At 61.9% G+C, this 12,822-nt stretch carries 14 protein-coding genes; 7 read left to right on the top strand and 7 right to left on the bottom strand.

Features of this window, described 5'->3' with window-relative positions; genetic code table 11:
- Positions 1-34 precede the first annotated feature (34 nt).
- Both PQQ52_RS15915 and PQQ52_RS15920 read left to right on the top strand, forming a co-directional pair.
- Positions 35-553, top strand: coding sequence for a sigma-70 family RNA polymerase sigma factor (locus PQQ52_RS15915; protein ID WP_054036380.1), 519 nt, complete (start codon positions 35-37; stop codon positions 551-553).
- Complete coding sequence (locus tag PQQ52_RS15920) at positions 550-1,380, top strand: anti-sigma factor family protein (RefSeq protein ID WP_408212896.1); 831 nt, start codon at positions 550-552, stop codon at positions 1,378-1,380. The genes PQQ52_RS15915 and PQQ52_RS15920 overlap by 4 nt, the downstream gene beginning before the upstream one ends.
- 28 nt (positions 1,381-1,408) lie before the next feature.
- Here PQQ52_RS15920 and PQQ52_RS15925 read toward each other — a convergent pair whose 3' ends face one another.
- From PQQ52_RS15925 to PQQ52_RS15935, 3 genes are all read right to left on the bottom strand, one after another.
- A complete protein-coding gene (locus PQQ52_RS15925) occupies positions 1,409-2,479 on the bottom strand; it encodes a lipase secretion chaperone (protein WP_408212899.1) in 1,071 nt (356 codons plus the stop codon).
- Between the two features lie 4 nt (positions 2,480-2,483).
- Positions 2,484-3,578, bottom strand: a complete 1,095-nt coding sequence (locus tag PQQ52_RS15930; RefSeq protein ID WP_408212902.1) for a triacylglycerol lipase — start codon at positions 3,576-3,578, stop codon at positions 2,484-2,486.
- 105 nt (positions 3,579-3,683) lie between these two features.
- Positions 3,684-4,619 (bottom strand): AraC family transcriptional regulator, encoded by a 936-nt coding sequence (locus PQQ52_RS15935; protein WP_408212905.1) that lies wholly within the window; start codon positions 4,617-4,619, stop codon positions 3,684-3,686.
- A 207-nt stretch (positions 4,620-4,826) separates the two neighbouring features.
- On the opposite strand from PQQ52_RS15935, the gene PQQ52_RS15940 reads away from it, so the two are divergent.
- The gene (locus PQQ52_RS15940) at positions 4,827-5,759 is read left to right on the top strand and encodes an NmrA family NAD(P)-binding protein (protein WP_408212908.1); all 933 of its coding nucleotides are present in this window, start codon (positions 4,827-4,829) and stop codon (positions 5,757-5,759) included.
- A 26-nt stretch (positions 5,760-5,785) separates the two neighbouring features.
- Positions 5,786-5,986 carry a hypothetical protein gene (locus PQQ52_RS15945; protein ID WP_408212910.1) on the top strand — a complete coding sequence of 67 codons (201 nt, stop codon included), beginning with the start codon at positions 5,786-5,788 and terminating at the stop codon, positions 5,984-5,986.
- Positions 5,987-6,144: 158 nt separating this feature from the next.
- Here the strand turns inward: PQQ52_RS15945 and ribA are convergent, their stop codons facing one another.
- Positions 6,145-6,795 carry a GTP cyclohydrolase II gene (ribA, locus tag PQQ52_RS15950; protein ID WP_408213385.1) on the bottom strand — a complete coding sequence of 217 codons (651 nt, stop codon included), beginning with the start codon at positions 6,793-6,795 and terminating at the stop codon, positions 6,145-6,147.
- A 269-nt stretch (positions 6,796-7,064) separates the two neighbouring features.
- Between ribA and PQQ52_RS15955 the strand changes: the two genes are divergently transcribed.
- Positions 7,065-7,508 (top strand): CBS domain-containing protein, encoded by a 444-nt coding sequence (locus PQQ52_RS15955; RefSeq protein ID WP_408212913.1) that lies wholly within the window; start codon positions 7,065-7,067, stop codon positions 7,506-7,508.
- A gap of 366 nt (positions 7,509-7,874) precedes the next feature.
- On the opposite strand, the gene PQQ52_RS15960 is transcribed toward PQQ52_RS15955, so the two are convergent.
- Both PQQ52_RS15960 and PQQ52_RS15965 read right to left on the bottom strand, forming a co-directional pair.
- On the bottom strand, positions 7,875-8,219 hold the full coding sequence (locus PQQ52_RS15960; protein ID WP_408212915.1) for a DUF4148 domain-containing protein: 345 nt from the start codon (positions 8,217-8,219) through the stop codon (positions 7,875-7,877).
- A gap of 276 nt (positions 8,220-8,495) precedes the next feature.
- On the bottom strand, positions 8,496-9,143 hold the full coding sequence (locus PQQ52_RS15965) for a DNA-3-methyladenine glycosylase (protein ID WP_408212917.1): 648 nt from the start codon (positions 9,141-9,143) through the stop codon (positions 8,496-8,498).
- Between the two features lie 379 nt (positions 9,144-9,522).
- On the opposite strand from PQQ52_RS15965, the gene PQQ52_RS15970 reads away from it, so the two are divergent.
- Together PQQ52_RS15970 and PQQ52_RS15975 are read left to right on the top strand one after the other, a co-directional pair.
- Positions 9,523-9,888 carry a BON domain-containing protein gene (locus PQQ52_RS15970; RefSeq protein ID WP_408212920.1) on the top strand — a complete coding sequence of 122 codons (366 nt, stop codon included), beginning with the start codon at positions 9,523-9,525 and terminating at the stop codon, positions 9,886-9,888.
- 432 nt (positions 9,889-10,320) lie between these two features.
- On the top strand, positions 10,321-11,403 hold the full coding sequence (locus PQQ52_RS15975; protein ID WP_408212923.1) for a calcium:cation antiporter: 1,083 nt from the start codon (positions 10,321-10,323) through the stop codon (positions 11,401-11,403).
- 45 nt (positions 11,404-11,448) lie between these two features.
- Here PQQ52_RS15975 and PQQ52_RS15980 read toward each other — a convergent pair whose 3' ends face one another.
- A complete protein-coding gene (locus PQQ52_RS15980; RefSeq protein WP_408212926.1) occupies positions 11,449-12,342 on the bottom strand; it encodes a LysR substrate-binding domain-containing protein in 894 nt (297 codons plus the stop codon).
- Positions 12,343-12,822: the final 480 nt, after the last annotated feature.

Consider the following 12,822-nt stretch of genomic DNA (forward strand, 5'->3'; position numbering starts at 1 on the left):
GCGCCCACGAGAAGCCCCACGATTGGGATAAACAATGGATGTCCGTGACGAGTTGATGGAGCATGTGCCGCGCTTGCGGCGCTATGCGCGAGCGCTGATCAACAATCGCGATCTCGCCGACGATCTGGTGCAGGACACGCTCGAACGCGCGCTCGGCCGCACCGGCATGTTCCAGCCCGGCACCGACCTGCGTGCGTGGCTGTTCACAATCATGCATAACGTGTTCGCCAATCAGGCACGCAAAGCTTCGGCGCGCGCCGTCCACGTGGCGGTCGACGACGACAGCGTTCACGAGAGCGAATTTGCCGTGCCGTCCGATCAGACCCGTTCGCTGGAAATGCGCGACCTCGACTATGCGTTGCAGCGTCTGCCCATGGAGCAGCGCGAAGTCGTGCTGCTGGTCGGCCTCGAGGAAATGAGCTACGCCGACGTTGCCCTTGCGCTGAACATTCCGATCGGCACGGTGATGTCGCGCCTTTCGCGCGGGCGCGAGCGGCTTCGGGCATTGATGGCGGGCACGCAGCCCGGTGCAAAATTACAGGTGGTGCGATGAGCGACCAACACATGCCGATCGGCGAAGAAGACCTGCACGCGTACGTGGACGGCACGCTGTCCGACGAACGACGCGTCGAGGTAGAGCGCGCGCTCGAACAGAACCCCGAGTTGGCCACGCGCGTCAGCGATTATTTCTCGCTGAACAACATGTTCCATGAACGCTATGACCGGGTGCTCAGCGAGCCCGTGCCGAAACGCCTGCAGGCGCCCGCAGCCAGTGGGCGCCGTTGGCGCATTGCCGCCAACTGGCCGCAGTTCGCCGGGATGGCTGCGGCGCTGGTGATGGGCGTGGGCATCGGCGTGGGCACGCATATGGGGCAGGACGTGATTGCGCCGGTCGCCGGTCACTCGTCGGACACGCGGCCCGTTAACGCGGATAGTTCCGAGGGTTTCGCACGGCAAGCCGCGGTGGCGCATGTGGTTTATATGCCCGCCGTCGACCGTCCGGCGGACATGAATGCCGATCACGAGCAGGATTTCGTACAGTGGCTGTCCAACCGGCTCGGCACCAACGTGCATCCGCCGATTCTTTCGAAGAGCGGTTTCAATTTGTCGGGCGGCCGCCTCTTGCCGGGTGCCGATGGGCCGACCGCGCAATTCATGTATCGCGGGCCAAACGGCGAACGCGTGACGCTGTGCATTTCGCATCGTCAGGTGAACTCGAACACCACCGCGTTCAAGCTGTATCAGGACGGACCGGTGAACGTGTTCTACTGGGTGGACGGCGACTTTGGCTATGCGGTGTCAGGCGGTATCGATCGCAAGGTGTTGTTGCAACTGTCGCATGACGTGTATTCGCAGTTGACGGGGGTCGCGCCGGGTTGAGGTGCCACATCGCGGCGCAATAGCGGGTTCAGTTTGCTGACCCGCTGCCGCGATCGAGCGACGCTGCACGCATCGCGTCGCTCGGATTGGTGAAGAACTGCTGACGTAATTGCGCGATTTGCGCATCGCGTTGCTGAGGCGGCAAATCCTGTTTATCGATCTGCGCGCGCTGGCTTGCGTAGTCCGCATAGCGCGCTTGCCAGGCGTCGTCGGCTTGCTGCATCTGTACGACGCGCTGCGCCGCTTCCGGCCCAAGGGTCTGCGTAATCTGCGCACGCATCGTATCGAGCGAACCGCCCTGCTTCTGCGCCTGACCGATCGCATCGAGTGCGGCCTGCTGCTGACGCGCACGCTCGTGGACCGCGCGGGTTTCCGGCGGCAATGCCGCGTCTAGTGCGGCGAGACGCGCCGTTTTTTGCGCCGCGCTCAACGAGCTATCTGATGCAATGCGCAAGCGCGCCAAGTCAGTGTGTTGCTGCTGTGATTCAGCGCCGAAGAACGGCTCGTTCCATTCGCCCATCAGCCGGGTGCCTAACGCGTCGCGCTGGTCGAGCGAGAGTTGCAGCGCATCGAGGTCCGGCTTTGCGCCGCTCTGGCTTTGATTTTGGCTTTGAGTCGGGGCGTTCTGCGGCACTTGTGCGAGTGCCGTGAAATATGCGTTGTAGCGCTGCCAGACAGTCACCGCTTCATCGGCGGCCGGTGTGCCGTCGAGTTGCGCGGCGATCTGGCGACGCACCAATGCATCGAGCACCGCGGCGGAGATTTCGTTTTGCGTCGTCAGAAAGTAATCGAAGAAGTCGCGGACCGCACGCGTGCGCGCGAGGTGACCGTGGCCGTCGGTTGGCAGATGCGGCGGTGACGAACCGTCGAGCGAAGCGGGCAATGCGCCGGCCATCGAGGCGCCGGTGGCCATGCCCTTGCTCGAAGCGAGCGCGGTTTGCACGGAACTCGCTGCATTCGCCGCGTGCAACGCTGACGCATCACGCGCGGACGGCGGCCGGTTCAGCCACAATGCGGCACCGGCCGACACCGCGCCCACCGCCACGAAAGCCAGCCACTGACTCCGCGCACTGCCCCGCTGCCGATTCCATCGCCGCATCCGTTCACACGCCTTGTGTCTTCAACCGGTTTGCCTGCGTGCGGATCACCGCGACAGGATCCGCTGCATTCGCGCCGCGCACGCCGAGCAACTGGTTGATTTCGTCCAGATGGTTCCACTTGTAACTCGTGCCGAGTACTTTGCCATAGAGTGCGCTGCACACCGAGACAAGGCCGTCGTTCTGCCCCGACTGGCGGCTCAGCATGATCGCGCCGGTGCCGTACAGAACGAGTGTCGACGGATCGAGGACGTTCGCTGAATCGATTAGCGCGACGCTAGTGTCGGTCGCGCCCGCAATGCCGAGTACCGAAGTCGGCTGGATCGCACTGCCCGCCCACGAGTACAACAGATGCGTGTTGCCGTTGACGGTTTCGGTCGCCGCACCGGTTTGACACGAACCCGGCGCACCGAGACCGGCGCTCGGATAGCGCAGGTTGTATGCCGCGGCGTTCGCCGTGGTCAGCGTTTGCAGCGCGGCGGCGGCATTCTGGTTGGTGTTGTGATTGCTACTCGTCAGGATGCCGAATATATTCGCAAAGGCGCCGATGATCGGTGTTGAAAGACCTGTCGGATCCTTTTGCAACGCATCCTCCACGAAATCGGCGAACTCCGAGCCGCGATGCGGCGTGCCGATCGTGGTGACCGAAGCGACGAGTTCCGGCGCTACCGCCGCGACGTAGCGTGAGGTCAGGCCGCCCTGGCTGTGGCCGATCAGGTTCACTTTTTGCGCGCCGGTTGCGGCCAGAACCTGCTTCACGTATGCGAGTAGCTGTTCGCCTCGGCCGTTCGGACCGTCGTCGCTTTGAAAGCCCGACAGGTTCGCCACATACACGGTTGCGCCGTGTTGCTGGAGATCGGACTGAATGCCGTACCAGTAGTCGAGCACGCCGAGATATTTGTCGGTGCCTGTGAGGCCATGTACGAGGATGATCGGATAGCGGGTTGCCGCATAATCGTCGGTGCTGGTGGTCGACGTCGCGGCGACTGCGCGATCGATACCGGCTGGTGTGGCGAGTGTCAAAAGAACGGCGAGCGGAGCATTGGCAACAGCAGCAGCGATCGCCCAGGCGACGATGCGAGAACCCTTCGATTTCGACATGTGACGGCCTCCGGTTGCGAAGTCCGCGTATTTAGCTATACAAATCGAGTGAGGGCAATAGAGCGGGAACTCCAAACTGGTTATGCTACGGTTCGGGTTGAGGGTTTATCGCCGTGTTGCGATGCGGTGAGCATTGAACGTATCGAGTTCGATAATGCTGCCTGGATTCGGGCTTGACTTGACTAGCTCCCGCGGCGTAACCCCAAGCAAGCGCCCCATCCAATGCGCCATATGGCTCTGATGCGCGAAGCCCGTCTCCAGCGCGATCTGGCTCGCGCTCAGTCTGCCTTGCAGCAACAGCGCTCTTGCCTGCTCCACTCGCCGCCGCACCACATACTGATGCACCGGCATACCGAGCGTCTCGCGAAACAGCACCTTGAAATGCGGCACACTCAACTCGGCATGCGCGGCCAGCTCGCCCAGCGTGAGGCGTTGATCGAGATGCGCTTCGATAAACTCGATCACACGAGCGGCGGTCTTCGGCGCAAGCGTGCGGCGCTTGTTCTCGAGCTTGTCGAGCACCGGCGCGCTGCCAATCAGCCGCACCACCATCGCCGTACACAGACTCTCGGCATACAGCGGATCAGAAGCATCGTCCGCTTCGAGTTCGGCGCGTAACGCCCAGGCCAGATGCTGAAAGCGCGGGTCGCGCATCTGAAATTGCGGGCGAAGCTGCGCATCGCTCGTTTTCAATTCCAATTGTTCGATGGTCCGCTGCGCAAACGCTTCAGCGATCCACACGCTGAAAATCGTGCAGGCGGATTCGTCGGTCCACTGCCCGTCAACGCCCGCAGGAATCACATCCGCATCGCCATGCGCCTGAATCCGCGAATAGCGGCGCTCGTTGCACATGCAACGCGCCTTGACCGGCGCACCGACATGCACGCCCACGCGATGATGCTTGAGCGCCGGAATCCGGTGCAGCCCGGCTGACACGTTGACGAGCTCCGCGCCGAAGCCTTGCCAGCCAAGGGTCTTGCTTGAGCGCAATGCTATGCGGGAACCACTGTGCGGCTGCGGTATCGGTGTCACTGCATTCATTGCTTCCCCTCGTGGATGGCGACCAACGTGCATGCATTGTGCTGCGTTTTTCCTGGCTTTGCTTGATCCGCGCTGCCTCAACCCGCATGTTGCGCCGCCACAAAGCAAAACAATCATCCGAATCTGCGCATGGTGATCCGTGTCCGCGCGTTTCTCTATCCGTGCCTCCCTAAGATGGCGGCATACCGACCCAGGAAGGAGTTCAACGTGTTCGTCATCTTTGGAGCAGCAGGTAACGTAGGCAGAGTGAGCGCCGCGGCATTGCGCCGGGCGGGCCGTGAAGTGCGCGCAATCGTGCGTGACGGCAAGCAAGGTGAGGTGTTAGCGGAAATCGGCTGCGAAATCGTCATTGCTGATCTGCTCGACCCGGCTTCGGTAGCGCGCGCGATCGAAGGCGCATACGCGGTACAAATGCTGTGCCCGGTACCGCGTGCAGATGCCGATCCCGCGAACACGATGCGGCGCATGATCGACGTGAGCGCCAACGCCTTACGCGCGAACCCACCGCAACGCGTGCTCGCACTCTCCGACTACGGCGCGGAACACGCCAACGGCACGGGCATCACGACGCTGTTTCACATCCTCGAAACGCAACTCGCACCCATTGCCGCACAGTTGACGTTTCTGCGCGCGGCGGAACACATGCACAACTGGGCTCGCGTATTGCCTATCGCGCTCGCGAGGGGCGTGTTGCCGAGTCTGCATCATCCGTTGAGCAAGCTGTTTCCGACGGTCGCCGCAGAGGATGTGGGCCTGCTGGCCGCCGAGCTATTGCTCGACGACAGACCGGCCAGGGTGTCGCCGCGAGTGGTCAGTATCGAAGGCGAGGCACGCGTCAGCGCGTTGGACGTCGCACGCACGCTCAGCGAGTTGGCGCACCGTCAGATCACGGCCCGTGAAGTGCCGCGTAACGAATGGGCCGCCATGCTCCAGGGCGCGGGACTCGGCGAGAACCACGCGCGACTCATCACGGATCTGTACGACGCACACAACGCGGGCCGCATCGACGTCGAAACGGAGATCAGCGAGCGGCGCTTCGGTGCGACCGCGCTTGCGGGCGTGTTTGCGTCGATCCTGGCGCGCGTTGCAGTGACGTCAACTGCAAGCGCTACTTCAACTTCAACTTCAACTGCGCACTAGACAGCACACGCGATAGGAGAAACAGCATGCATACCTGCCCTCTGCTGCGCGCATCGATGGAACCGCAAAAAATCGCGGCGCATCGAACGCCGCAAACGCGCGCGGCCACGAGCACCCGCTATTGGGTGGCAATCTCGGCGAGTCTTGTGAGATTAGTCGGCTGGCGAGCACTTCGGGACGTGCTCAACGCGATTCCCGACAGCAACGATGACTTTGGCTTGTTCTGAGCCGCCGTGGCTCCGCTCGACTCGGCGCGTCATAGATTCGCCGTGGAGACGGCGTACCTATGGCAAAGGCCGCCAGCATAACAACACAATAAGTTGACGAAATCGACGCTCCAGCACCGGCCGCCGTTTGCACAAGGCGGCCGGCGCCCATGCGCCGCTTATTCGTTTTCGTCGAAGTAGTGCCCAAACTTCAACTGCTTGGTGCGGATATAGCGCTCGTTTTCCTCGCGCATCGGAATCGCCAGCGCGACCCGCTCGCATACCGGAATGCCGTGCTTCGACAGCGTGTCGAACTTCTCCGGATTGTTGCTCATCAGGCGCACCGAGGTGACCTTCAGCGTGCGCAAAATGCCCGCCGCCGAATCGTATTCGCGTGAATCGTCGGGCAAGCCGAGATCGAGATTGGCCTCGACGGTGTCACGGCCCTGCTCCTGCAATGCATACGCGCGAATCTTGTTCGACAGGCCAATGCCGCGCCCTTCGTGGCCACGCAGATACAACAGCACGCCGCAGCCTTCGGCCGCGATATAGCGCAGCGCCAGATCGAGCTGCTCGCCGCAATCGCAGCGGTAGGAGCCGAGCACGTCGCCCGTCAGGCACTCGGAGTGGAGGCGCGTCAACACGGACGATTTGTTTGCGACATCGCCCATCACGAGCGCGAGATGCTCGGCGCCGCTTTCGGCCACGCGAAACACATAGGAAGTGAACGTGCCGTAGCGCGTGGGGAGCGTGGCGGTGGCGTCGAGGACGACGCACTCGCCGCTGATTGCGCCGTCTGCTGCTGGCGACGGATCGTGAGACGTGAGCATGGCTTTAGACAATGGTGCTGACATGAGCCCGATCAAACCGGGGATAAGGTACGGACTGGGAGTTTACCGCTAATCGGCGCGACGCACCCGGATGTCCCTGCGCCGCGCACGGAACCGGTGCGGCGGCGCTCGGTATCCCGACTAAACGTGTCGCGCGCCAAAGGTATTCCCGAAGTACTTCGGCTGCGCGTCGCGCCTATACTGGAATGGCCTGTCCCTCACGACAGCGCGCCGCATCGGCGTGCTGCACTGCGAAACGGAGCCGCTCCATGACAAGCGTTGCACAACTTCTTAAAACGAAACCGGACAACACCATCGTCTTCACGGTCGGGGCCGACGATTCCGTCTACGAGGCAATCAAGCTGATGGCTGAAAAAGGCATCGGCGCGCTGGTCGTGACGGACGGCGACAGCATCGCCGGGATCATCACGGAGCGCGACTATGCGCGCAAGGTCGTCCTGATGGACCGTTCGTCGAAGGCCACGCCGGTGCGCGACATCATGAGCAAAGCCGTGCGCTTCGTTCGTCCCGACCAGACCACCGACGACTGCATGGCGCTGATGACGGAACGGCGCATGCGCCACTTGCCGGTGATCGAAAACGACCGCCTGGTGGGCATGGTATCGATCGGCGACCTGGTGAAGAACATCATCGCCGAGCAGCAGTTCACGATTCAGCAACTGGAGTTCTATATCCACGGCGAACGGCCCTGAGGTTCGCCGCCTTTCGCACGCCGCAGGGCACGTCGGGCGTCATACGCTGCCGCAACAGGGCGCAAAAAAAGCCCAATCCTTGAAAGAGGTTGGGCGAAGCTACCTTGCGGCAGCGGAGGTCCTTGAATGGTGAACCGCAACCTTACGCGGCACTGCGGATTCGTTTAACTGGCGGCACACGCTGCTGGGTGCCGCCATCGGCAAAACACAATCTTCTTCAATGCGCGCCGCATAAGCCACATAAGGCGCGCATTTCCGTACTTCCATGAACTGCTTGTTAATCGCGGGACGTGCGTGAGGATATCCTTCGCACGCTCCGCCCCGCTTTGATCAACTGCCGGAGAAACGGGCCGGTTATCGTCGAAATCAGTTACCGAAATAAACCGACTTCGGGCCGGACATCGGCTGGACCACGCCACCCGCCTGCGACGAACCGTTCACCGCGCCACCGTAACCGCTGGTATCCGCGACTGGTTCCTGCGTCTGTGCGACGGCCGGGTTCTGCGCCTGGACACGGCTTTCGGCGGCTTGAACGTCAGCCGGGTAGTTCGGGTCGTTGCTCGTGCCCGGGTTGTAGCCGGCTTGCTCCAACTGGATCAATTGATTGCGGACGTCCGCGCGGGTCGCAGGCTGGTCACCCGATTGAGCGAACGAAGCGACCGGGGCGGCGAGAATGGCTGCGATGGCGACTGCCTTGATGATCGATTTCATGATGACTTACCTCCAGACCTGGTTTTTTTGATTCGCTCGCCACACCATGTGAGAAGCGACTAGTTTCAGTCTAGTCACCCGATTGTCGAGGGAAAACCCTTGATTTCGAGATACATAATTGTTGAAAACGCAAGAATGCGGCGAAACTTGCTGTTTGCATATCTTGAAGGGATAGCTTTACCGTAATAATTGTCGGGATCGTAACCCTTTGCGTCTGACGTTTCGAAAATGCGCCCGACTGGGCCAGTTTTGCCGCATTGCTTCGCTTGTCGCCGGTCAAATTTGCCCGTTCGCCAAAGCGTCGGTATGCGGCGGCAGCAGCAGTTTTCGCGGCCCACTGACGAACACGCTGCCCGGTTCAAAGAACCGTAGCGGCTGATGCATCTCGCGCGACAAACCAACGCGCGTTGTGACGCCTATCGGCACGTCCCCTGTCTCTATCCCGCCGATCCACAGATCGCGCCCGGTGCAAAGATCGCGGCCGTCGAACGACTGACCGATACCCAAGGCCATGGTGAGCCGGCCCGGGCCACGCGCGAGGTCGCGCAGCGGCACGCCTGGCCGCCGCGCCTCCATCATGGGCAAGCCTTCCAATGGCTCGATGGCGCGCAGCAGAATGCCGGCGCCAATCCCCTCCGCTTCCGCGGACATGTTCAGCATGTAAGAAAGCCCATACGTCAGCCGGACATAGGCATAGCCGGGGGCGAGGAACATCGCGCCGTTGTATGGGCGACGGCCTAAAAACGCGTGGCTGGTCGAATCGCCTAGCGGATAGGCCTCGGTTTCGACTATCCGCCCGCTCATGCGGCCTTCGGGAAGATCGTGCACCAGGTATTTGCCGACCATGAAGCGCGCCAGCGCGACCGTATCGAGCGGTAATTCGTCACGAAGCAATGGGAGGATGGGCAGCGGCTGGGTCGGCATGCGGTTCGGACTGGTTGTGAAGCGCAAAGCGCAGGGTTCGAGGATGCGCTACGGACGCGTGAACAGGCATGCCGCCCGCGCGGCAGCAAGCGATAGTGCGCCATCGGTCTGCTTTCATCGGCCCATTCGTTGTACCTGAACCTCACTTCCGGGCAGGGTCGCATTCACCATGGCACTAATTGGAGTATCGTGTGTTTCCGGCTTGCAGGACAGCCTTTGCCGGTATGGTGTGCCCAGACTCACCCATCATCTTACAGACTGAAAGAAGTTGCACGACCCGCAGCAGCGTTCCATTCAGATTTGATCCCGAAGTACCCGCTGGTGCAGTACATCGGCCTCATCCGGGGCCGTCGTATTCATGACAATAGGAGAGAGTTGAATGAAAGCATTCCAGGCAATCAAGATGATCGGCGGCGCGCTGGTCGTTCTGGCGTCCGTCAATGCGTACGCCCAGAGCAGCGATGCGGCAGCTCCGGCTGCGCCGACAGCAGCTTCGTCGGCACCTAGTGCCAAGTCGGTCAAGAAAGCCGACCGTGCATTGGGACGCAAGGTACGCACCGCGCTGGCCAAGACCAAGGGCCTGAGCGTGGCCAACATCACCGTCCGCTCGCGTGGCGGCGCAGTGACGCTGGCCGGCACGGTGCCTGAGCAACCGCAAGTCGACCTGGCAACCCAGACCGCGCAAGGCGTGGCGGGCGTGACCTCGGTCAAGAACGCCCTGACGATCCGTCCGGTCGGCCAGTAAGCGCATCCATCCGTCGTAGCGCTACATCCGGACGCAATGCTTCTCAGCACGCGGCGCGTCCGGACCGAAATATCCGGCTTCTTTCCCGTTTCTTTCCCTTGATTTATTAGCTCTGCAGTTCCGTACCATTGATGGTGTTTCAGCCATCGCAACCGCGCTGCGTTTTCCGCGCCATCCTGCGTACGTCATTTCTTCAGACGCAGAACAACCGCTGGTTGGCATGCCGCCTTCGCCAGCGCATCGGCACACGCTGTCCCTCAGACTTACAAAACCTCGTTCGTTGAAAATTATCCTTTATAATTTAACGCGTTAGGACGTGTTCTTGACAGGATGGATTAGCATTCGCGCTAGCGTCCACGTTTCACGGGCGCCCGTCTGCGCCCGTCGCGCCAGTCCCAAGCAACCCGAACAAGCACCGAAAGGAAGCCCTGAATGACCACGCCCGCGACCGTTTTGCCCCGCTGGACCATCGCCGCGCCCTTCGTCGCGTGGATCGTGCTGGGTGTGGCTTATGTCCTGCCGGGCAACGGGCTGCTGCTCGCGCTAATCGGCGTGGCACTGTGCGCGGCCGTGTTCACAGCGGTGCACCATGCGGAAGTGGTCGCGCATCGGGTCGGCGAGCCGTTCGGCACCCTGGTGCTGGCGGTGGCCGTGACGGTGATCGAGGTCGCACTGATCGTTTCGGTGATGTTGACGTCCGGCCCCGAGAAGGCCGGCCTCGCGCGCGACACCGTGTTCGCCGCGGTGATGATCGTCTGCAATGGCATCGTTGGCATTTGCCTGCTGGTGGGTGGCATCCGGCATCGCGAGCAGGACTTTCAGAGTCGTGGCGCCGCAGCGGCGCTGGCGGTGCTCGCGTCATTGTCCGTGTTGACGCTGGTCATGCCGAACTACACGACGACTAGCGCCGGCCCGCTTTTGTCGTCGTCGCAACTGGCTTTCGCGGGGGTGTCGTCGCTGGTGTTGTATGGGGTGTTCGTGTTCGTCCAGACCGTGCGGCATCGCGATTACTTTCTTGCCGACGTCCCGGACGAGGACGTCCATGCCGCCCCACCGAGTATCGGCGTCGCGCTGGCCAGCGGCGGTTTGCTGGTGGTGTGCCTCGTCGCCGTCGTCTTGCTGGCGAAGGTGCTCTCACCCGTGGTCGAAACCGCGGTGAAAAACGCGGGTGCGCCGCCCGCCGTGGTCGGCATTATCATCGCCGCGCTCGTGCTTCTGCCGGAAGGACTCGCGGCCGTGCGCGCGGCGCGGGCCGACCGCTTGCAGAACAGCCTGAATCTCGCGCTCGGTTCGGCGCTGGCCAGTATCGGGCTGACCATTCCGACGGTCGCCGCGGTGTTCTTGTGGACCGCCCAGCCGCTCATACTCGGTATCGACGGCAAGGAAACCGTGCTGCTGATGCTCACGCTGGTCGTCGGCACCCTGACGCTCAGCAGCGGACGCACAACGATCCTGCAAGGCGCCGTGCATCTGTCGCTGTTCGCGGCATATCTGTTTCTGTCCTTCGCGCCCTGACGATAAGCGTGAGGCCCGCGTTCTACCGGAACAACGGGCTCGTTCTTACTCTTCCCAATGCTCGGTGATCCAGTCACGAAACAGATTCAGTTTCTGCTGATGCGCGACTGAATCCGGATATACGAAGTAATAGCGCCAACCGGTCTTAAGCACCATATCGAACGGGCGCACGAGGCGCTTGGCCGCAACGTCTTCGTCGATCAAAGCAAGGTCGCTAATGGCGACACCGAAGCCCTGCAACGCGGCGTTGGTCGCCATGTCGAGCGTGTCGAAGCTCGGGCCGTGCTCAGCGTCGATACCTTGTGTATTGGCGGCATCCACCTCAGCGACCTTGGCGAGCCACATCTTCCAGTCGCGATGATCGCGTGTTGGATGCAGCAGCGTGTGGCGCACCAGATCCGCAACCTCGCCCAGCGGTTTGTCTTTCAACAGATCCGGCGCGCACACCGGCGTCAGACGCTCCTCGAATAACGGCACCGCCTGCACATCCGCCCCCGGCGACGAGCCATAGATGATCGCCGCATCGAACGGCTCGAGCTGAAAGTCGACGTCGTGCTGCCAGGTCGTGGTGATCTGAACGTGCAGCTCGGGGTACTCCGCCTGGAAGCGCATGATCTTCGGCAACATCCAGCGCATTACACAAGTCGGCACTTTCAGTGCGAGATCGGTCCGCTGACGCGTGAGGCGCAGCGATATCTCTTCAATACGCGCGAAGCTCTCCTTTACGGCCGGCAGCAGCAATTCGCCTTCGGCAGTCAGCGTCAGACCTTTTGCATGGCGTTTGAAGAGCGGAAACTTGTAGTAATCCTCGAGCGCGATGATTTGCCGGCTCACCGCGCCTTGCGTCAGGCATAGATGGTCAGCGGCACGCGTGAAGCTGCGATGCCGCGCGACGGTTTCGAAAATTTGCAGCGCGTTGAGCGGCGGGAGACGTCGCATCTGGGAAGTCCAGTCCGGAATCAGAAAAAGTCATTGCTCGGGTGGGCGGCGTTGCGTGCCGTCACGCCCTTTGAACCCACAGGATACGCGATCAGAATGTTCCGCACGCGTTGCACGCTGGCAAACGCGCATGCATTTCGCTCATGACGCGGCCACCCACTCCAGCCTGGACGCACCCGCTTGCACCGATTCGGGGCAAGTCCCGCCGCACACCGCACCAGAACCGAGCTTTCCTCATACCTCCTCCACGCTCGTCCGCGCAAAAAAATCATGGACGTTAACCCCGATACGCCACTCTCCCGGCGTTCCGACGGATCGCAGCAAAGCCGTCGCTAGCGTCGCGCAACGGCCGGCCCATGAGATTCCGTCATGCGCTCCATGCGCATATTTCGTTTGTTGGAGGATTTTGGCAAACCTAGAGTGCATCCACACGCAACGCATCCGGCATTGCGTGCGGCTGGGTATCACAGGCAGCGCACA

Source organism: Paraburkholderia sediminicola (assembly GCF_046030555.1).
Taxonomy (GTDB): domain Bacteria; phylum Pseudomonadota; class Gammaproteobacteria; order Burkholderiales; family Burkholderiaceae; genus Paraburkholderia; species Paraburkholderia sediminicola_E.

What these genes read in the sequence shown, in the direction of transcription:
- PQQ52_RS15915 (WP_054036380.1), top strand. Translation starts at nt 35, where the DNA reads ATGGATGTCCGTGACGAGTTGATGGAGCATGTGCCGCGCTTGCGGCGC.
- PQQ52_RS15920 (WP_408212896.1), top strand. Translation starts at nt 550, where the DNA reads ATGAGCGACCAACACATGCCGATCGGCGAAGAAGACCTGCACGCGTAC.
- PQQ52_RS15925 (WP_408212899.1), bottom strand. Translation starts at nt 2,479, where the DNA reads ATGCGGCGATGGAATCGGCAGCGGGGCAGTGCGCGGAGTCAGTGGCTG.
- PQQ52_RS15930 (WP_408212902.1), bottom strand. Translation starts at nt 3,578, where the DNA reads ATGTCGAAATCGAAGGGTTCTCGCATCGTCGCCTGGGCGATCGCTGCT.
- PQQ52_RS15935 (WP_408212905.1), bottom strand. Translation starts at nt 4,619, where the DNA reads ATGAATGCAGTGACACCGATACCGCAGCCGCACAGTGGTTCCCGCATA.
- PQQ52_RS15945 (WP_408212910.1), top strand. Translation starts at nt 5,786, where the DNA reads ATGCATACCTGCCCTCTGCTGCGCGCATCGATGGAACCGCAAAAAATC.
- ribA (WP_408213385.1), bottom strand. Translation starts at nt 6,795, where the DNA reads ATGCTCACGTCTCACGATCCGTCGCCAGCAGCAGACGGCGCAATCAGC.
- PQQ52_RS15955 (WP_408212913.1), top strand. Translation starts at nt 7,065, where the DNA reads ATGACAAGCGTTGCACAACTTCTTAAAACGAAACCGGACAACACCATC.
- PQQ52_RS15960 (WP_408212915.1), bottom strand. Translation starts at nt 8,219, where the DNA reads ATGAAATCGATCATCAAGGCAGTCGCCATCGCAGCCATTCTCGCCGCC.
- PQQ52_RS15965 (WP_408212917.1), bottom strand. Translation starts at nt 9,143, where the DNA reads ATGCCGACCCAGCCGCTGCCCATCCTCCCATTGCTTCGTGACGAATTA.
- PQQ52_RS15970 (WP_408212920.1), top strand. Translation starts at nt 9,523, where the DNA reads ATGAAAGCATTCCAGGCAATCAAGATGATCGGCGGCGCGCTGGTCGTT.
- PQQ52_RS15975 (WP_408212923.1), top strand. Translation starts at nt 10,321, where the DNA reads ATGACCACGCCCGCGACCGTTTTGCCCCGCTGGACCATCGCCGCGCCC.
- PQQ52_RS15980 (WP_408212926.1), bottom strand. Translation starts at nt 12,342, where the DNA reads ATGCGACGTCTCCCGCCGCTCAACGCGCTGCAAATTTTCGAAACCGTC.